This is a genomic window from Flavobacterium sp., assembly GCF_049318325.1.
GTDB lineage: Bacteria > Bacteroidota > Bacteroidia > Flavobacteriales > Flavobacteriaceae > Flavobacterium.
Genome location: NZ_JBMOGQ010000035.1, coordinates 1 through 19357 on the forward strand (window position 1 = coordinate 1; position 19357 = coordinate 19357).

A 19357-nucleotide genomic window follows, 5' to 3' on the forward strand; every position below is an offset into this window, starting at 1 on the left:
GGACAATGAACAATTCAACACCCAAAAAACCACTCGCGTCTTGCATTTTTCCTAAAATTCCACTCGAATTATAAATCCATGACGAATGCGAAAATAATAATAAACTTATAGAAAGTGCTCTTAAAAAATCTAACCCAAAAAATCTTTTTGCACTTATTTGTTTACTATCGTTCATATAAAACTGTAAATTTGACTTCGATGAGAAAATCAAAGATATATAAATTTTTAGGAGTTCTAATTTTGCTCTCTTTTATTGGTGGCGGAATTTGGTATTGGCAATTGCCCACTCGCCATAAAGCAATTTTAAAATCTTTTTTGTTTGAAAAATTAGGTGTTGTAAATCCAAATTGGAAGGTTGAAAACAAATCTGAAACCTATAGAATGATTTCGCCTGAGTTTTATATTGATGGCATTTACAAATCGATGGAAGGTCCGAAAGCCTCAAATTATGTGCAACTTTCTCAAGATTCTACTTTGCTTTGGCTGACAGGATTTCATGTTAAAGCATTAGATTCAAAAACATTAAAAGTGTTATCCAATGATTTTATTTGCCATACCAATGTTGATTTTAACGATGTAAACTATTATAGTTCTTTACATTTAAACAAACGAATTGGCAAACAATATCCGCGATTGACATCGCTTTCACATGGAATGGAAAATTTTAGTTTTCCCAACGGTTATGGCGTTCCGATGAAAGGAAATGAATTCTTGTATGTTACTACTCAATCATTAAATCACAATCTTATTAATGCTAATTTTTGGTTGCGTCATGAAGTGGATATTAATTATTCAATAGAAAAAAACTTGAAACCATTGATGAGCCGTACGGCTTTTATTATGCTTCCGTTTAATCAATCTAACCCCTTTAAATCGCCCTTAGACCCAGGAACTAATCAGTGTATTCCTGTTGAAACCAAAAACCATACGTATGATGACGGAAAAGGTAATAAACTCTCCGGTCATTGGGTAATTCCAGTTGGAAAAAACACCTATAGGAGTACTATAAATGAGCAATTACAGCTACAAGATAGTTTGCGTTTACATGCTGCAGCAATTCACGTTCATCCATTTGCAACCAAAATTTCATTGTTTGACAAAACAACAAACAAGCCTATTTTTATAAGCAAAATTGCAAATCATAAAGGAAAAATCGGATTAAATAGCATCGAACCTTTTTCTTCTGCAGAAGGCATATGGCTCTTCAGAAATCATGAGTATGAAATTGTATTGGATGTTGACAACACAAGTCAAATAAGCCAAGACATGATGGGAAGCATGTTTTTGTTCTTTTACGATAAGGAATTGGATGAATTACTTCAGAAAGGATTAAAGTAATTTATCAATAATCATTTGTTCTGTGATTCCTTCAGCGTCTGCTTTGTAGTTTTTTATAATTCTGTGACGCAGAATTCCGATGGCTACCGCTTTTACATCTTCAATATCTGGTGAAAATTTTCCGTTAAATGCTGCGTTGGCTTTGGCTGCTAAAATCAAATTCTGCGAAGCTCTTGGTCCGGCACCCCAATCTAAATAATTCTTAATATAGTCATTAGATAACGGATTGTTAGGACGCGTTTTGCTTACCAAAGTAACCGCATATTCTATCACATTATCTGCTACCGGGATTCTACGAATTAAATGCTGAAAATCTATAATTTCTTGCGCCACAAATAGTGGTTTAATTATCGGTTTATTATCTGATGTTGTCGATTTAACCACATCAACTTCTTCTGCAAATGACGGATAATCCAATTTGATAGCAAACATAAAACGGTCTAATTGTGCTTCTGGCAAAGGATAGGTTCCTTCTTGCTCAATTGGGTTTTGCGTTGCTAAAACAAAATAAGGTAAATCTAATTTATAATTCTGACCTGCAATAGTAACTGAACGCTCTTGCATGGCTTCTAACAAAGCAGCTTGAGTTTTTGGTGGCGTTCTGTTGATCTCATCGGCCAAAATAATGTTGGCAAATATGGGACCTTTTATGAATTTAAAATTACGACTTTCGTCTAGAATTTCACTTCCTAAAATATCGGATGGCATCAGATCGGGTGTGAATTGTATTCTTTTAAAATCTAATCCTAATGCTTGTGATATTGTATTCACCATCAATGTTTTTGCCAAGCCGGGAACACCAACTAACAGCGCGTGTCCACCCGAAAATATACTGAGCAAAATTTGCTCTACAACATCGTCTTGACCTACAATTATTTTAGCGATTTCTTTTTTAAGTTCAGTTCTTTTCAGAACTAAATTTTGAATGGCGGCTACGTCTGACATCTTTATTAAGGAATTAGGATTGAGGAATTAAGAATTCAATAATCAATATTTATTATTTTTTTAACCAATTATTGGTGAAAGTACAATCTTTATACTCACCATTAATTTTAATATAGGTTTCTTTAATTTTTTCGTCTGTCCATTTGCCAATAGCTTTGATTTGTTTTTCTTTCAGAGCCAAATCTTTTATTTTTACATAATCTCTGGCATAATCAGCAGTATGTTGATCTATTCTGTCGGTTACAGTAATGATTTTATATTTTTTACCACTTCTTGGGTCATCATCTAAAATCGGAGGTGTTACCGCTTTATCTTTCAAATTAGAAACTTCGCTATACAAACTTGGATCCATTTTGGTTAATTCAAAGTGAGTATCCTGTGTTTTAGGATTAATCAAAACGCCACCATTAGCTCGAGTTTCCTTTTCATCAGACATTGTTCTTGCTGCCTCAGCAAAAGTAATTTCATCGTTTTCAATTTTTCTTTTTATGGTCAGTATTTTTTCTTTAGCGTCTTTCAAAGCTTGATCCGAAACCTTTGGCATCATTAAGATATGCCTTAATTCTACCTCTTGACCTTTTATTTTTTCAACCATAATGATGTGATAACCATATTCTGTTTCAAACGGATCAGAAATTTCTCCTTCGCCCAATGAAAATGCAACATCTTTAAATTCTTTAACAAATTGGGTTTTTCTGTTGATTTTATAGAATCCACCGCTAGAAGCTGAACCTCTATCATCAGAATAAATAACAGCTCTTGTCTTGAAACTTGCTCCTGCCAACACTTCTGCTTTTATTTCTTTTAATCTGTTTATAACTCTTTGTTTTTCTTCTTCCGAAATTTTGGGAGCTACTACAATTTGCGCTACTTCCATTTCGGCACCAAAAACAGGCAAATCACTTGTTGGAATAGATTTAAAGAAGTTACGTGTTTCTTCTGGAGTGATCTCGACACCATCAATAATTTTCTTCTGCATTTCGGCTCCCAATTTATTCGTTTTAATTATGTCAAATAATTCATTTCTGAATTCATCTTCGTTACTCTTTTTGAAATATTGCACCACTTTATCCATCGAACCCAATTGCTCAACCATATAATTTACTTGCTCATTCAGTTTTTCTTTGATTTCTTCATCTTTAACAATGATGCTATCTTGAACGGCTTGGTGAGCATATAATTTGTCTTCCAACAATTTACCTAACATCTGACAACGAGTAATATCTTTTATGGAATTTCCCTGACTTGACAACTCTAAGTAGGTTTTATCAATATCTGAATCAAGTATAATATAATCGCCTACTGTTGCAATAACACCATCAACTTTTTGCTTTTTAAAAGAACTTACTACAGGTTTAGTTTTAACTGTATCTTTAATTATTTCTTGAGCATTGGCAAAACCTACTGTGCAAAATATGGCTGTAATTACAGCAGTAAATTTGCTATTTGTATATTTCATAATCATTGTTTTTAATGGCATCATTGGTGATGTCTTTTTCAAATTTCTTTATCAATTCTAATTTTCTTTTATTCAACAGTACTTCTTTCAACGTGGGCTTACTGAATTCAAATGGTGAGATTTGATTTTTGTCAATCACGTTAGTGATTTTTACAAGATACACATTATTTTTAGCTGTTTTTTCTATTCTTTTTCCTGCAATCACTAATTCATCTCTGTTATCCGGCGTAATAAAAGGGAGCTTTGTATAGACCTGACTCATATCAACCCAAACACTGTCATTCATAGCAAAACTATTGCATTGTAAAGCATAGGTTTCCCAAAACTTTTTATCCTTTTTAGAATAATCAAAGAACTTACTTCTTATAGTTCCAAAACGCGGATTGTTTTTTGAAACATTGATATATCGTAATCGAACTAATGTTCCGTTAGTCCTAAAATTCTCTTTATTCTCTTCGTAATATTTTTTTAATTCTTCCTGACTTACAAACGTATCAACAGCCCTTTTAACAACTTCTTCGATGTAAGCTTTGGTATATAAATCGATTTTATACTGCTTAATTAATGTGTTGTATTCTCTCTTTTTTGCATCGCTAAGATTTCTCTCGGCCGCTTCAATCAATAATTTTTGACTAGCCCAACGATCAATAAAATCTCGAACCAAAAGCAAACTATCTTCTTTTGTAGTTCCGGCAGGAACTAATGTAGCAATATCACTTTTGTACAAATAACTCTTACCTACTCTAGCAATTGACTGCGCTTTTTTTTCCGGTTTGAAATAATTACAGGAACAAACCATTAAAAAAAACAGAAAAAAACTATATCGAATCATTTTATGGGTTTAGCTGTTTTTTTACATGTTCAAAAGCATCATTATTGATTTTGATTGTAAATTCACTTTTTAAATCATCTACCCAACGTAGTTCCAAATATTGTTGGTATTCGTTAATAAGCTTCCCTTTACACTCCTCAAGAGTTTTGACTCCAGCCGGAATTACCTTATCTACTTTGGTTACAAAATAATACTCCCCTTCTCTGAAAACATCTGAAACACCAACATCATATTTCATTGTTTTTGGCAAAGCATCACTTTCTTCTTCAAAAACACCACTATTCATCATCACATTGATTACATTATCAACGTTTAACTTGTCTTTTATATCTTGTGGTTTTTCCTTCTTCTTCAAAAGAGAATACGCTTTTTTAATTATATCCTGTTTAGTAGATGAGGCAATTGTCACATCAACTCTTTTTTTCCACATGTGCTCCATTTTATGTTCATCATAAAAGGTTTTCAAACCAATGGTATCGGTTTTAGCACGATCCCAAATTTCTTTTTCCATCAAATCAAAAAGTAATAATCCATCACGATATTCTTCCATCACATTAGCAAAATCAGGAAACTCGGTTTCTAAATTTTCATCATAGTAAGCAGTCAATTGTTCGTCTAAAAAATTACCATATAATGCATCAACTAACTTTGATAATGGCTTAACTTTTAAACCTGCTTTTTGTTGTTTTTCTATATAATCCAGGAATGCTTTTCCATTTATTTTCTTTGAATTGATAGATAGTAAAGTAGCTGAATAGTCTGTTATGTTTTCCGGAAGTTTCCATTTTGAGTCGTAGAAATCATTGGTAACCAATTTTGAAATTAAACTATATTGTTTGTCATCTCTTTTATAAATATATTTTTTTCTGAGTTTTTCGTTTAAAGAAGCCGTAATTTTTTTAGATCTATCGTCTTTACCAATTTTAGTTTCTAACTCATTTTTCATTTCATCCATAGATTTTATAGGATGTTTTTCTATCAACTTAACAATATGCCAACCGAATTCAGATTGAAATGGTTTTGAAATATCATTTGGATTTGCAAGTGAAAAAGCTGCATTTTCAAATTCTTCAGAACTTAATTGTCCTGAACCAAATTTATTCAACTGTCCGCCTTTAGAGGATGAAGATTTATCATCTGAAAATTGTTTGGCCAAATCTTCAAATTTTTCTCCCTGCTGAATTTTTTGATAAATTTCGTTGATGGTCTTTTCAGCATCTTTATCCTTTTCTTCTGGTTTTGGTTTTAAAATCATAATGTGAGCCACCGTAATTTCTCCACGATTGGCTCTTATATCAGTAATTTTTAAAATATGATATCCAAAACGAGTTCTGATTATTTTAGAGATTTTACCTTTTGGCGTTTTATAAGCTGCATTTTCAAATGGGTAAACCATTCTGAAAGCTGTAAAATAACTCAAATCACCTTTGTTTTCTTTGGCAGATGGGTCTTCCGAAAATTGAACCGCCAAGTTATCAAAATTTTCTCCGGCTACCGCTCTTTTACTGATTTCTTCCATTTTTTTGTAGGCCTTCAAAGTGTCTTCCGCAGAGGCATTTTCATCTACTAAAATAAGAATATGTGAAGCTCTGATTTCTTTTTGAAGTCGGTTATAGCCTTCCTCTAAGAGCTCCTGAGTGATTTTGGTATCGTTAAAATAGTTCTTGGCTAATTGAGTTCTATATGATTTTAACTCATTTTGATATTGTGTACCATTTTGTAAACCAAGCTTATAGGCCTTATTTACTTTTAATTTATATCCAACAAAAAGTTCTAAATATTGATTTAAATCCTTTTGAGAATTATCTTTTACCAAATCTAAATTCTTTTTATAAATCCTTGAGAATTCATCTGTATAATAAGGTTTTTCATTAATGGTGAACAAAACTTCCTTTGGATTGGTTTGCGCATTACTTGCAAATGATATTAAAAAGAACAACCCGAAAAAAAACTGTTTAAAACTCATTCGATTAAAAATTTTGATTAAATTATATGTTTATTACCTCTCCAAATTTACTTAAGGAAAGCAACGTAACAATCAACAAAATTAACAATTCAAACACATTACACAACTATCATGACTAGTATTAACAAAATTTTATTAACACAATAAAACTATTGAAAGATTTGAAAAGGGAAGTATGAAGAAATAATCGGTAAATAATAGTATTTTTGCAACCAATTTATAAAAATCATGAGCTTTTTAAAAGAGATACAACGTCGCAGAACCTTTGGAATTATTTCGCATCCCGATGCCGGAAAAACGACACTTACAGAGAAGTTATTATTATTTGGAGGCGCTATTCAGGAAGCTGGCGCAGTTAAAAATAATAAAATTAAAAAAGGAGCGACTTCCGATTTTATGGAAATTGAACGTCAAAGAGGAATCTCGGTATCGACATCTGTTTTAGCATTTAATTATAAAGGAAAAAAAATAAACATTCTAGACACACCAGGACACAAAGATTTTGCAGAAGACACCTTTAGAACATTGACTGCAGTTGATAGTGTCATTGTGGTAATCGACGTTGCAAAAGGTGTTGAGGAACAAACCGAAAAATTAGTTTCTGTTTGTAGAATGCGACACATTCCGATTATCGTTTTTATTAATAAGTTGGATCGAGAAGGGAAAGATGCCTTTGATTTGATGGATGAAGTAGAACAAAAATTAGGATTGAACGTGACGCCTTTGAGTTTTCCTATTGGAATGGGTTATGATTTTCAGGGTATTTATAACATTTGGGAACAAAATATCAACCTTTTTAGTGGTGACAGCCGCAAAAACATAGAAGTCACCATTGCATTTTCTGATATTGAAAGTCCGGAATTGGAAAAAATAATTGGCGAAAAACCTGCGGTAAAACTTCGAGATGAACTTGAATTAATTTCAGAAGTATATCCAGCGTTTGACAGAGATGAATACCTTGCCGGAAATTTACAACCTGTATTTTTTGGTTCCGCGTTGAATAATTTTGGTGTACGAGAATTGCTAGATTGTTTTGTTGAAATCGCACCAGCGCCTAGAGCAAAAGAATCAGAAACACGTTTAGTAAAACCTGAAGAAGAAAAAATGGCAGGATTTGTTTTCAAAATTCATGCTAATATGGATCCAAAGCACCGTGATAGACTGGCATTTGTAAAAATTGTTTCAGGAACATTTGAACGAAACAAACCCTATATGCACGTAAGGCTCAACAAGAATTTAAAATTCTCTAGTCCGAATGCTTTTTTTGCAGAGAAAAAGGAAATTGTAGACATCTCTTTTCCTGGAGACATTGTTGGTTTACATGATACCGGTAATTTTAAAATTGGCGACACCTTAACTGAAGGTGAAATAATCAGTTTTAAAGGAATTCCAAGTTTTTCACCAGAACATTTTAGATATATTAATAATGCTGATCCATTAAAGGCTAAACAATTAGACAAAGGAATTGACCAGTTGATGGATGAAGGTGTGGCGCAATTGTTCACATTGGAAATGAATAACAGAAAAATTATTGGAACTGTTGGCGCACTACAATACGAAGTAATTCAATATCGATTGGAACATGAGTATGGCGCTAAATGCAGTTATGAAAATTTTCCTGTTCACAAAGCGTGTTGGGTAAAGCCCGATGACCCAAAAAGTGAAGAATTTAAAGAGTTTAAAAGAATTAAGCAAAAATTCCTAGCGCACGATAAATATGGCCAATTGGTTTTTTTAGCTGATTCTGAATTCACCATACAAATGACACAAAGTAAGTTTTCGACTGTGAAATTGTTTTTTACATCTGAATTTGATTAATTAACATAAATTAACATGCTATTTTTTTTTACTTATAAAAATGATTATTACTTTTGTTGTCAGATTATTTTTTTGATATGAAAAAACTTATGAAATTCTACGTATTGACTATTGTGTTATTTTCAAATTTTGTTGCCTTTGCTCAGGGTCCTGGGGAGGATGATGGCAGCGGCGGTTTAGGTGGTGAGGATCCAGTGCCTGTTGCACCAATTAATGGTCAATTAATGGTATTAGCTATTTTGGGTATATCATTTGTGATTTATACTTATAGAAAAAATAAAAAAATAGTTTAAATATAAAACTTCAATAAAAAACCCTATTTAATTAAATTTAAATAGGGTTTTATTTTTTAATAAGCTTTTTATAATAACTTCAAACTTTTCATTAGTTGTGGACGATTTCGTCGGCTAACCGGAACAACATCTTTTCCGATTAATACTGTATTTTCTTCAATGTCAATTATTTTTTTGGTATTAATCAAATAAGAGCGATGTGATTTAAAAAACATGCCTGCAGGCAATTTATTTTCAATTTTCTTGAGTGTATTATGCATTACGTAATTATTAGATTCCGTTTTTATTGTTACGTAATCACCTTTAGCTTGAAAATATAATATGGAATTAGTGTCAATTTTAATTAAACGTTTGCCAATGTTAATATAAAATGATGATTCTAAATCTTGACTTATTTTTTCTGGGTTATTTCTTTTTGTAATTAAATTAGTAGTATTTATGTTGTCAATATTTATGTTGTTTATTTTTTTTATTGCTTTGTCAAATCGTTCTTCTGAGATTGGTTTAACTAAATAATCGACAACATTATCATACTCAAATGCAGTTATAGCAAATTCTTTATCAGATGTAATTAAAACAATTTTAACATTATGTTTTAAAGAATCAATAAAATCAAACCCATTAAAATCGGGCATGTGAATATCTAGAAATATTAAATCAACTTTTTTCTTATTTAAGTATTTAATAGCTTCTATAGCGCTATCAAATTCTGCCTCTACAACATGTTCTGTTCTAGAAGTAATCAATTCTCTAATAATAGCTCTAGCCATTATCTCATCATCAATAATAATACATTTCATTCTTTTAATTATAGTAGATTTGTAAAGTCACGAATTAAAATTAATGTTTCTTCAAATTCTTTTTGTAATTCTATTTTTCCTTCTCTCAGGTTATTTTCATATTCTTGAGCAATATAAAAACTATTTTCCATACCATAAACAGCTATTTTATGTTTTATTTTATGGACAAGTTCTGATGCTTCTTTAATTTTGTTTAAACGTAAGCAGTTATAATAGGCATCCATTTCCAAAGGTAATTCATATTTTAGGATGTCAATCATTTTTTGTTTAAACGTATCGCTTTTAGCCGAAAGTTTTAGAATGTAATCTAAGTTAGGTTGATCCATTATTTACTTTTGGTATTTTAAAATAAAATGTAGTTCCTTTATTTAACTCACTTTCCAACCATATTTCACCTTTGTAATTTTCAATTATCTTTTTTACTATTGACAATCCTATTCCAGAAGATTTTGAGTCATCAGAATATGATTCAAAAATATCAAATATTTTCTCATGATATGATTTTTCTATTCCGATACCATTGTCTGTTATAGAAAACAAATGAAAATCATCAATATCTTTATATGTAATAGTGACTATTCCTGCTTTTTTATTACTATAATTAACAGCATTGCTTATTAGGTTTTGAAATAACTGTTGTATTCTGTATTTATCAGTATAAATAGTAGGGAATTTATTCGTTATTTCTATAGTTACATGACTTGGGATGTGTATAATAGCAATTATGATATTAAGTATTTCATTTAAATCAACTTCTTGATATTTATATGCAGTCGTATCAAGTTTAGAAATCGTTAATACTCCATCAATTAAGTTGTCCATTTTCTCAACTTTCTCAACTAGCATGTCCATATATTTTTTCCCGTTTTCAGTAAACAACATATCTTTTTCTTCTTTTATCCAAGAAATAAGTGTGTGAATACTTCTTAACGGAGATTTTAAATCATGAGATATCATATGAGCATAATCATTTAAACTTTCATTTTGTTTTTCTAGTTTTAATAATAATTCTTCCTTTTGAATTTCTAATTTTTTCTTTTCTGTAATATCCAAATGAATTCCGATGCTTCCTATAACTTCTCCATTCAAATTATAATTAGGCGCACCACTAATCATCCAATGCCTTATTTCTTTTGATTTATTTTTTATATCTATTTCATATGAATCTGCAACACTCTTGATTGTTCTATCTAGTAACTTATTTTTAATTATTTTTTTATTCATTTTATCTAAAAAAATCGTTGATGCATTTTTACCTATCAACTCTGATTTTTTATACCCACTCATTAAGCAAAAAGATTGATTGGCTAATTGTATAATATCTTTATTATCAACTTCCAACAAACCCATATTCATATTATCAATAATGCTACTGTACTTTGTTTTTTCTATTTCTAAGCTTTGGTCGTATCTTTTTTTGATGGTTACATCTACATAATTCCATAAATGGCCATCATATTTTTTATCTTTTAGAATTGGTATGTAACTCCTTTCGAGTATTCTTCCGTCAGCCATTTCTATTTCTTCTGCAATAACCAATTTTTGCTCTTTTAAAATAGTTTTTAATCTTTTAATAAAAACATCAGGGTTCTTAAATTGTGATTTAGTTTGTTCTGCCGAGTCGGAACAATCAAAACCTTGCATTAACTCAGGGTCTATATCTATACCAAAAATTTCACAGAATTTTTTATTCACAAGTTGTATTTTCCTGTTTACATCTTCTAATAAAATACCCGATTGAAAATTTTTAATTAATGAATAAAGTCGGTTTTCCGATTCAATAAGATGTTGTCTATGTTCTTTTTCAAAGGAGATGTCTTCTTGAGAAGTAAAATATTTTAAAACGTCTCCTTTATCATTAGTTATAGCTCTTCCTCTTAACTTAGACCAAAAGTGAGTTTTTGATTTTTTATAATTAATAATTTCAGTGTTGATTTCTGAGCCATTAATAATTTGATTTTTTATGAACTCCAAAGTTTCTACACTAGTTTTTGGACCCTTTAATATGTTGTATAATTTTTTGCCCAACACATCTTCTCTAGTATATTCTGTCAATTCTACAAAACTGTCATTCACCCATTCTATTTCACCTAAATTATCACATATAATAATGGCACTAATATTTTTCTCAGCTAATGAGGATAGTAATAATAATTTTTCTTCTTTTTCTTTTTCGGATGTAACATCTTCTATAATCGCAAAGTAATTTAATATTTTACCATCTGCATCTCTTACAGGTTGCTTAATAGTTTTAAACCATATTTTTTTTCCATCTGGAGAAATGGTGGTTTTTTCATTATTAAATATTACACCTTTTTCAAATTCGTTTAAAATACTTTCTATTTCTAAAGGATCATATCGTTTATTTGGTTCAAAATCATGAATAGAACTACCAATAATTTTATTTAAAGGTAAGCCTACTATATTTAGATAAGCATCATTACACCAAGATATAATTCCTTTAGTATCAAATATGACAACTCCATTCTTATTCGCACTAGCTACTAGTGATAATTTGTTTAATTCTTCTTTATCTTTTTTAAGAATATTTCTCTGATCGTTTACAGTCTTTAACAATTCTTTCAAATCGTTATAGTTGATTTCGTAATTTTTAGAAACGTTTAGTATATCTAGCAATGAATCATGAAAAGCAAAATCATTTATAGATAGATTTTTTTGAACAACCTCATCTATAGAAACAAACCATGGGGATCCAACAAAAAGATAACCTTCGTCAATAATTTCAAATTGGCCTCTAAGAATAGTTTCATCTATGTAATTTGATTTTAATATAACCAGTTGATTAATTATAGTATTAAATTGATTTATTGAATATTCTTCAATATGAGGTCTAGAGATAGAAAAGTTATCTTTAAATAACGTTTTTTTTAATTCTGGAATAATTTTAGGAATACTATTGCCATAGCTTTTAATACACAAATTAGTATCTAATAAAATATAAAAAGGGAATATTTTACTAAAAGTATCTTTTCTGAAATTAAATTCTATTTGTTCCATAACTGTTAACAGCTTATTTTAAAAATTTCGTGATCTGAACCGGCTGACCTAGATTTTAATAATTCTATTTTGGTTTCGGTAGAATAGATAATTCCTAATCCTTGAATTAAACCTCTAACAAATTCTTGCAATCCTTCCCTTTTTGAAAAATAATGTAAGCAAAGATCTCTTTCTTCAATATGGCTAACTTTAAATTCTGGAGGTGTCAATTTAGGATAATGCAACATAATTCTATTATGAAAGACTGGTAAATTAATCAAAAATTGTTTTAAGTTAGAACCACCTGTTTGCATCATCCCACTGTATTTATCTCGAGTAGTTTTTACAACCCACCATTCACCAAAAGCAATCATTACATCTTCTATACTCATTTTCATTTCTTGAGAAATTGTTTTCGCAAGTTGGTATGTTATAGCATCATCATATGTATCGTTACTAATAAAAAAACTATGGTCGATACCGCTTTTTGCCAGAATTATTTCCCATTTATCTTTGCCAAAATTAGAAATTACTAGTTCCTCAATTGCTTTGTTAATGATACCATACATAAACTTAATTTTGACTTATTAATTTGTTTATTGACCAATAGTTCATTAGATTTTCAATACACACAACATAATCCTCATATTTTAAAGGTTTTAACATATAGCCAGCAATACCTATTTCATAACATTCTAATATGTCTTTAGAATTATTGGATGTAGTTAATATAACTGCAGGTATGAAACGAAATTTATTGTCTTTCTTTATAAACTTTAAAAAATCTATACCATTAATTTTGGGCATATTTAAATCTAAAACAATTAGATTAATAACTTGTCTTTTTGTATTTAATAAATCTATTGCTTCTTCTCCATTACGAGCTACTAAAATCGTATGTTTTTTTTCAAAACTATTAATAACACGATTAAATTTCATTATTTCGAGAGAATCATCTTCAATCAAGAGTATATTCAATAAATTATTCATTATTAATTCATTATCTATTTTTATCAAATATAAAGAAAAAAACTACCTTAAAATAATTTAAACATCAAGGATAATCCAAAAAAATATTTTTTTAGATTAATAATTTTAAAAAAAGCTTTTTGATTTTATTTTTTTGTTTAATTAAGTTGGCTATATGCATTTCATTTAAAAAATATAACGCCAATTTAATAATACAGTCCAAGTTTAAACTGCAACAGAAATTGAAAAAGAACTTATCAATTACTTATATTATATGATTTCAAAAGTAAATTATAAAATAGCTCGAATTTTATACCAATAACAATTAAAATAATTAAGTGGATTTTAATTATTTATTAAATATTAAATCAACATCACTTTTAGACAAAGGTTTGTTGAAAAAATTCACAACATTAAAGTCGGAAACTCCATGTTTTTTGTCTTCAGGATTTATCGAAGAAGTAATTATATATATTGAACAATTAAACTTCAATTCTGTTTTAAAACTATGAAATTCAGCCAAAAATTCCCATCCATTCATTACTGGCATGTTTAAATCTAACAAAACAGTAACATTGTCATCTTTATCCAATTTCTCATTTAGGCTCAATAAAGTGTCTATAGCTTGTTTCCCATTGAAACACGTTTGTATACATTCTTGATCAAAATATATTTTTAACAATCTTTTATGGAAATAATTAATTGTTAAATCATCATCAACTAAAACTATGGTATTTTTATTCATGGTATTAAATGTTTTTATTTATAGTAAAATAAAATGTACTACCTACATTAGGGGTTGAGTTAACCCATATTTCTCCGTTGTGGATCTCAACTATTTTTTTACAATGTGCTAATCCTATTCCATTTCCTTGATAATCGTCTTTATTATTTATTCTTCTAAAGATAATAAAAATCTGCTCAAAATATTTTTCTTCTATTCCTATGCCATTATCTTTAACTGAGAAGATCCATTTTTCCCTAGTTTCTTTTGCTGAAATATTTATTTTAGACCTTGTCGATTTCTTACTAAATTTTATGGCATTACTAATAAGATTCTGAAGTAATTGTCTGCAAAATACAGGATAGCATTTTATAGTTGGTAAATTATCATATGTAATTATTGCTCTCCTATTTAATATAGATGAATGCAAATCATCTATAACCTCTGAAATCAATTCATTAAAATCATAAATATCGGTTTCTTTATTTTTATATATTCGATTATACTCTAGCAAACCAGAAATTAAACTCCGCATTCTAATGGCCGAATTACTAATAAAATCCAAGAACAATTTGCCTTCGTCATCAAGTTTATCAAAATAGTCTTCTTTTAGCATATTTGAATAACCAATTAATGATGTCAAAGGTTCTTGCAAATCATGTGAAGTAACAAAATTAAATTGTTCAAGCTCTTTATTTTGCTTGATCAACATATCGTTTTGAAATTGAATTTCCCTTTCTCTACTTTTTCTTTCAGTTACATCATTTATAAAAACAATAAATTTAGGGCTTATTTTATTATCATCAGCGTTTACAATTGTAAGTTCTATTGTAATTTCATTCTTTTCTTTTGTAATTGCTGTAAACTCAAAGTTTTTTTTGTTTTCTGATTGACCTTTATTTTTTTTGAAGTAATCACGAATGTCATATTTTACTTTTTCAATTTTTGGAAAAATAATAAGCGATAAATTATTACCCATTACTTCATCAGATTTCCAACCAAATATTTTTTCTGCTTGTGGATTCCAAAAAGTTACTGACCAATCATTCTCAATAATAACAATTCCAATTTGAGATGATTTAAGAATTAGTTCTTTTTGATGTTGAGTATCATCTAATTTTAATTGCAAGTTTTTAAGTTCTGAAATATCTATTCCATAACCAATCATATTGATAAATTTGTTTTCATTAAAAATTGGATGAAAACGTCTTAATATATACGTTTTCTTTCCCTCTTTATTTGTTTCATCAACCCAATCTACTTGTTTTCTTGTTTTTACAGCTTGGTCAAAATAGCCTCTTCTAATAGTAGCCAAGGTATCATCAATCCCTTTCATTTTACAATAATCAAAATCATTTTTACCAATGAGCCAATTTCGTGTAGTTTCATTAGTTATTCCTTTAGGATTTATAAATAAATAATTGTGATCTTTGTCAAAAAATGCAATATCAGCAGGAATATTATACAATACAGTATCATTAAAAAACCTTTTTTCATTTAAATCAATTTCCGCATTTTTACGTTCCGTAATGTTTTGTATAATACCCTTAAAAGTAACTGTTTTATTCCTAACAATTGGAATAGCATTTACTTCAAACCAAGTTATTTTTCCGTCATTCAGAACAATTCTACCACTATAGTTAAATTGTGTACGATTTTGAATAGCTTTGTTTTTTGTTTCTTTAAAAGTCTTTACATCATCTTCATGTAGTAATAGTTTATTGCCCCAATTAGGCTGATTAGTGACTAATCGTACTCCAAAAATTTTCTCGAATGATTCACTAATATATTCAAAATAGGTTTCTTCAATACTATTAACTTTTAGTTGAAAAAAAGCTGCAGGAAAATTGTTGTGATAAAAATCAATTTCATGAAGTTGATCCTTTATTATAAGGGTATCTTTAACTTTTTTGGTAATATTATTTACAATAAAAAGATAAAAAAATTGGTTTTCATAATTCTTTTTTTGAATTTCAAATTGATAATAATTATTTTTCCTATTTAAAATAAATTTAATTATTTTTTGAGAAGACAATAGTTCGATGTTTTTCTTCCAATCAATTTCGTCATTAAAATAATCAATCAACTCCCAAACTAGTCTATTTTTAGAGCTTACCTTAGTTATTCCTAGTAAATTATTTGCTTTTTTATTTGTAAATTGGAGTCTCCCGTTACTATCGAAAACAAGAACTCCTTCTTTTATAGTATTAATAAAATCTTCAAAAACTTTATATCGTTGTTCAATTAAAACTTGCTTTCTTTTACTAATAGCAATATTTTTTATTATTTTTTGTATGAAAACTATATAAAAACCATTTTCATATTTGGTGGTTTCAGTTTGATAAGTAACTGAATTTCCTTGTTTATCAACTACAGAATGATTTTGAATTGTCTCATGAAAAGTAAAAAGCGGAAATAATGATTTAATCTCTTCAATATCTTCTTTAGAGGTAATTTCCTGAAGTAATAATTTTGTTTTTTTATTACTGAACACAATTTTACCATCTAAATCTAAAACAATAGATGCAAATGGGTGGTATTCTAAAAGATCAAAATTAGTAAGCATTATTATTAAAGTATGGTTAAACCAAATTTACCTATAATAATCCGTGACAAATGTATTATTATGACGAAAAGTATATTTAACAAGTTAAGGTGTATATATTATAAGATATATGGTATTTTTTAGCTTGAATAAGTTAATTAATGTAGTACTATTTTTATTTGTTTTTTAAATAACTGACTGTAATACATTATAAGTTATAATTTAATATATTAATTTATAATGCATTTCATCGATTATAATTGTAATATAATCGATTTTTTTAGTGATTAGCGATAGATAAGCAAATTACTATTAACAAAAAATAAAAAGTAGCTTTATAATTAAATTATTCATACCATAATTTGAGTTTAATTAAAAGGATACTTTTTTATACCATCATTTTATAATTGGTCCTGTAGGTCTAGATATTTTTTTCTTACTTTTTTTTCAACAACTGTACATTCTTTTTGCTTCGTCTAATCAAAATAGCATTTTGTCGATTTTATCTTTAAAAAAGATACCGTTTATTTAATTATATTTTCATTTTTAAATTAATTTTTATGTTGAAAGGTGATAAAAGTGTGTATTTTGTCGATTATTTTATTATTTATGTCGATATTATGCCTTTTAACTAATATATTTAACCTTTTAACTAATAAATGAACTCAACTTGTCGAATTTTTTTAAATTAACAAAAAACCTTGTAGATATTTGTATCAGATTTTTAACCCAAATCATGTCAAACAACTTAACCTATTACACTATGAAAACAAGTAAAAAAGAATTTCGCTTCAATAGCATAACTAAAATAACTGTTGTATTGCTATTTATTATTGGCTCTCTTCATATGAGCGCTGCTGGGATGTCTTCTAAGGCATCGTCTACAACTATAGAAAGACACCGTGTTTGGTTAAATGTAACTGGACCAGCTGATACTTTTTCACAAACATTAATTGGATATAGAACAGGCGCAACTGACGGAGTAGATGCTGGATTAGATGGCGCATTTTTTAATAATGGAGCTATCTCATTAACTACTCTAATAAATAATGATCGTTATGCTATACAATTCAGAGGATTTCCTTTTTCAAGTTCAAGCATGATGCCTTTGAGTTTTGAAACAAGTATTTCTGGAACTTTTACTTTAGCTATTGATCACATGGACGGTCTTTTTTTAGACCCAAATCAACCTGTTTACATATATGATGTTGATACAAACAATTATGTTAATTTAAAAACCACCAACTATTCATTTTCAGCAACACCTGGGACTTATAATAATCGTTTTAGAGTAGTTTATAATAATACACTTGATGTAGCTGACAATACCTTTAGAGTTAGTGATCTTGTTGTGAGCAAAAGCAATGGTAGTATTATAATTAATTCAGGAAATACTGTTTTAGTAAATGTTGCTCTTTTTAGTATTGATGGTAAAATGTTATACAATAACAAAAACGTAAATTCAAATGAATTATTAATATCAAATCTATATGTTAATAATCAACCAATGATTGTAAAAGCCATTTCTGATAATGGGAATATTGTCTCCAAAAAATGGCTCTATTAAAGTAATTACTCTTCAAATATTATTTTTGAAGTTGGTTTTTTAATTTTTATTTGACACCTAAAACCGAAACATTTTGTTTTAGTTTTAGGTGTCAAATTATTTAAAAAAAACCTTGGAGTTTTATGCTGTATATTACATAAACATAGTTTAACTAAATACAAAAACTTACCAAACACAACTTGTAAGATGTAACCATACTCCTTAACCTTAACCTTATCCTTATCCTTAACCTTAACCTTGACCTTACCAGTTCCCGTTAGGTAAATTATTATATTTATGGCTAATTCAAACCAATCGTTAAATTAATCTTGGCTTATCTAACGAAGGAAGTACCTAAATGTATTCCTTTTTGGTCTTCGACACATGGTGATTCTCAGGGCCGGCGAAAAATCAGACTTACATTTTTTACTTTAATTGAATATAAATTTCCACCCAATAAGTTATTAATAAAAATATTCTTTACAACTCTGCGACTTTACTAACCAATTTTTACATTAAGGCGCAAAGCAAACTTTAAAACTTAATTAGATCTACCAAGTTTTAAAGCCTGTCATTTAATCCGAATATTGTGTCGCCAGTTCGCTATAGCCGAATGAATTGCACGCGAGCTTAGCGAACTGAGGAAGTAAACCCACACTATCGAGAACGGCCAAGCTCAGACTCACATTTTTGACCTAATTGAATGTAAATCTCCGCCAAATAAGTTATTAATAAAAATATTCTTTGCAACTCTGCGACTTTGCCAACCAATTTTCACATTAATACGCAAAGTAAACTTAAAAACTTAAAAAGACATACCAAGTTTTTAAAACCTGTCAGGACTAACCGAATTTTGCATAGCTAGTTCTCTAAATGGCGAACAAATTGCAAACGAGCTTAGCGAACTGAGGAAGTAAATCCGAACTATCGGGAACGACCAATCTCAAACTCATATTTTTGGCCTAATTGAATGTAAATTTCTAACAAATAAGTTATTAATAAAATATTCTGAATTAATTAATCCCAACAGACCTAATTACCAACTTCAATAACAAAAAAAAGTCCCCACCTTTCGGTAGGGACTTAGACAACATAATTAAAAAAACTATTTCTTTTTATTCGTCT

General features: G+C 29.0%; 15 protein-coding genes. 4 read left to right on the forward strand and 11 right to left on the reverse strand.

Translation table 11 applies throughout. The features are described 5' to 3' along the window. Nucleotides 1-198: 198 nt before the first annotated feature. The gene (locus tag ACOYLP_RS05005; RefSeq protein WP_422855085.1) at nt 199-1338 is read left to right on the forward strand and encodes a hypothetical protein; all 1140 of its coding nucleotides are present in this window, start codon (nt 199-201) and stop codon (nt 1336-1338) included. Here ACOYLP_RS05005 and ACOYLP_RS05010 read toward each other — a convergent pair. Genes ACOYLP_RS05010 through ACOYLP_RS05025 form a run of 4 tightly spaced genes read right to left on the reverse strand, consistent with a single transcriptional unit; the run spans nt 1330 to nt 6540 of the window. Next, nucleotides 1330-2283: an AAA family ATPase gene (locus ACOYLP_RS05010; protein WP_422855086.1), complete on the reverse strand. Its 954-nt coding sequence runs from the start codon at nt 2281-2283 to the stop codon at nt 1330-1332. The genes ACOYLP_RS05005 and ACOYLP_RS05010 overlap by 9 nt on opposite strands. Nucleotides 2284-2335: 52 nt before the next feature. Next, the gene (locus ACOYLP_RS05015) at nt 2336-3763 is read right to left on the reverse strand and encodes a foldase protein PrsA (protein WP_422855099.1); all 1428 of its coding nucleotides are present in this window, start codon (nt 3761-3763) and stop codon (nt 2336-2338) included. Then, complete coding sequence (locus ACOYLP_RS05020; protein ID WP_422855087.1) at nt 3726-4574, reverse strand: hypothetical protein; 849 nt, start codon at nt 4572-4574, stop codon at nt 3726-3728. Before ACOYLP_RS05020 ends, ACOYLP_RS05015 begins: the two co-directional genes overlap by 38 nt. Nucleotide 4575: 1 nt before the next feature. After that, nucleotides 4576-6540, reverse strand: a complete 1965-nt coding sequence (locus ACOYLP_RS05025; RefSeq protein WP_422855088.1) for a peptidylprolyl isomerase — start codon at nt 6538-6540, stop codon at nt 4576-4578. Nucleotides 6541-6768: 228 nt separating this feature from the next. Here ACOYLP_RS05025 and ACOYLP_RS05030 point away from each other — a divergent pair, with 228 nt between their 5' ends. Both ACOYLP_RS05030 and ACOYLP_RS05035 read left to right on the forward strand, forming a co-directional pair. Continuing rightward, nucleotides 6769-8358 carry a peptide chain release factor 3 gene (locus ACOYLP_RS05030; RefSeq protein WP_422855089.1) on the forward strand — a complete coding sequence of 530 codons (1590 nt, stop codon included), beginning with the start codon at nt 6769-6771 and terminating at the stop codon, nt 8356-8358. An 89-nt stretch (nt 8359-8447) separates the two neighbouring features. Continuing rightward, nucleotides 8448-8651 carry a hypothetical protein gene (locus ACOYLP_RS05035; protein ID WP_422855090.1) on the forward strand — a complete coding sequence of 68 codons (204 nt, stop codon included), beginning with the start codon at nt 8448-8450 and terminating at the stop codon, nt 8649-8651. Nucleotides 8652-8719: 68 nt separating this feature from the next. On the opposite strand, the gene ACOYLP_RS05040 is transcribed toward ACOYLP_RS05035, so the two are convergent. The 7 genes from ACOYLP_RS05040 to ACOYLP_RS05070 form a co-directional block, all read right to left on the reverse strand. Next, entirely contained in the window at nt 8720-9451 is a 732-nt protein-coding gene (locus ACOYLP_RS05040) for a LytR/AlgR family response regulator transcription factor (protein WP_422855091.1), read from the reverse strand. An 8-nt stretch (nt 9452-9459) separates the two neighbouring features. After that, a complete protein-coding gene (locus ACOYLP_RS05045; protein ID WP_422855092.1) occupies nt 9460-9777 on the reverse strand; it encodes an Hpt domain-containing protein in 318 nt (105 codons plus the stop codon). Next, nucleotides 9764-12469, reverse strand: a complete 2706-nt coding sequence (locus ACOYLP_RS05050) for a PAS domain S-box protein (protein WP_422855093.1) — start codon at nt 12467-12469, stop codon at nt 9764-9766. Before ACOYLP_RS05050 ends, ACOYLP_RS05045 begins: the two co-directional genes overlap by 14 nt. 5 nt (nt 12470-12474) lie before the next feature. Beyond that, nucleotides 12475-13017 (reverse strand): heme NO-binding domain-containing protein, encoded by a 543-nt coding sequence (locus ACOYLP_RS05055; RefSeq protein ID WP_422855094.1) that lies wholly within the window; start codon nt 13015-13017, stop codon nt 12475-12477. A 4-nt stretch (nt 13018-13021) separates the two neighbouring features. Continuing rightward, nucleotides 13022-13438, reverse strand: a complete 417-nt coding sequence (locus ACOYLP_RS05060; RefSeq protein ID WP_422855095.1) for a response regulator — start codon at nt 13436-13438, stop codon at nt 13022-13024. A 328-nt stretch (nt 13439-13766) separates the two neighbouring features. Next, nucleotides 13767-14162: a response regulator gene (locus ACOYLP_RS05065; RefSeq protein WP_422855096.1), complete on the reverse strand. Its 396-nt coding sequence runs from the start codon at nt 14160-14162 to the stop codon at nt 13767-13769. A gap of 4 nt (nt 14163-14166) precedes the next feature. After that, the gene (locus tag ACOYLP_RS05070) at nt 14167-16707 is read right to left on the reverse strand and encodes a PAS domain S-box protein (protein ID WP_422855097.1); all 2541 of its coding nucleotides are present in this window, start codon (nt 16705-16707) and stop codon (nt 14167-14169) included. Between the two features lie 715 nt (nt 16708-17422). Here ACOYLP_RS05070 and ACOYLP_RS05075 point away from each other — a divergent pair. Then, nucleotides 17423-18253 (forward strand): hypothetical protein, encoded by an 831-nt coding sequence (locus ACOYLP_RS05075; protein ID WP_422855098.1) that lies wholly within the window; start codon nt 17423-17425, stop codon nt 18251-18253. Nucleotides 18254-19357: the final 1104 nt, after the last annotated feature.

Coding starts and splice junctions, on each gene's coding strand:
- ACOYLP_RS05070 (WP_422855097.1), bottom strand. CDS start 16,707: ATGCTTACTAATTTTGATCTTTTAGAATACCACCCATTTGCATCTATT.
- ACOYLP_RS05015 (WP_422855099.1), bottom strand. CDS start 3,763: ATGCCATTAAAAACAATGATTATGAAATATACAAATAGCAAATTTACT.
- ACOYLP_RS05005 (WP_422855085.1), top strand. CDS start 199: ATGAGAAAATCAAAGATATATAAATTTTTAGGAGTTCTAATTTTGCTC.
- ACOYLP_RS05020 (WP_422855087.1), bottom strand. CDS start 4,574: ATGATTCGATATAGTTTTTTTCTGTTTTTTTTAATGGTTTGTTCCTGT.
- ACOYLP_RS05075 (WP_422855098.1), top strand. CDS start 17,423: ATGTCAAACAACTTAACCTATTACACTATGAAAACAAGTAAAAAAGAA.
- ACOYLP_RS05025 (WP_422855088.1), bottom strand. CDS start 6,540: ATGAGTTTTAAACAGTTTTTTTTCGGGTTGTTCTTTTTAATATCATTT.
- ACOYLP_RS05055 (WP_422855094.1), bottom strand. CDS start 13,017: ATGTATGGTATCATTAACAAAGCAATTGAGGAACTAGTAATTTCTAAT.
- ACOYLP_RS05035 (WP_422855090.1), top strand. CDS start 8,448: ATGAAATTCTACGTATTGACTATTGTGTTATTTTCAAATTTTGTTGCC.
- ACOYLP_RS05065 (WP_422855096.1), bottom strand. CDS start 14,162: ATGAATAAAAATACCATAGTTTTAGTTGATGATGATTTAACAATTAAT.
- ACOYLP_RS05010 (WP_422855086.1), bottom strand. CDS start 2,283: ATGTCAGACGTAGCCGCCATTCAAAATTTAGTTCTGAAAAGAACTGAA.
- ACOYLP_RS05030 (WP_422855089.1), top strand. CDS start 6,769: ATGAGCTTTTTAAAAGAGATACAACGTCGCAGAACCTTTGGAATTATT.
- ACOYLP_RS05060 (WP_422855095.1), bottom strand. CDS start 13,438: ATGAATAATTTATTGAATATACTCTTGATTGAAGATGATTCTCTCGAA.
- ACOYLP_RS05040 (WP_422855091.1), bottom strand. CDS start 9,451: ATGAAATGTATTATTATTGATGATGAGATAATGGCTAGAGCTATTATT.
- ACOYLP_RS05050 (WP_422855093.1), bottom strand. CDS start 12,469: ATGGAACAAATAGAATTTAATTTCAGAAAAGATACTTTTAGTAAAATA.
- ACOYLP_RS05045 (WP_422855092.1), bottom strand. CDS start 9,777: ATGGATCAACCTAACTTAGATTACATTCTAAAACTTTCGGCTAAAAGC.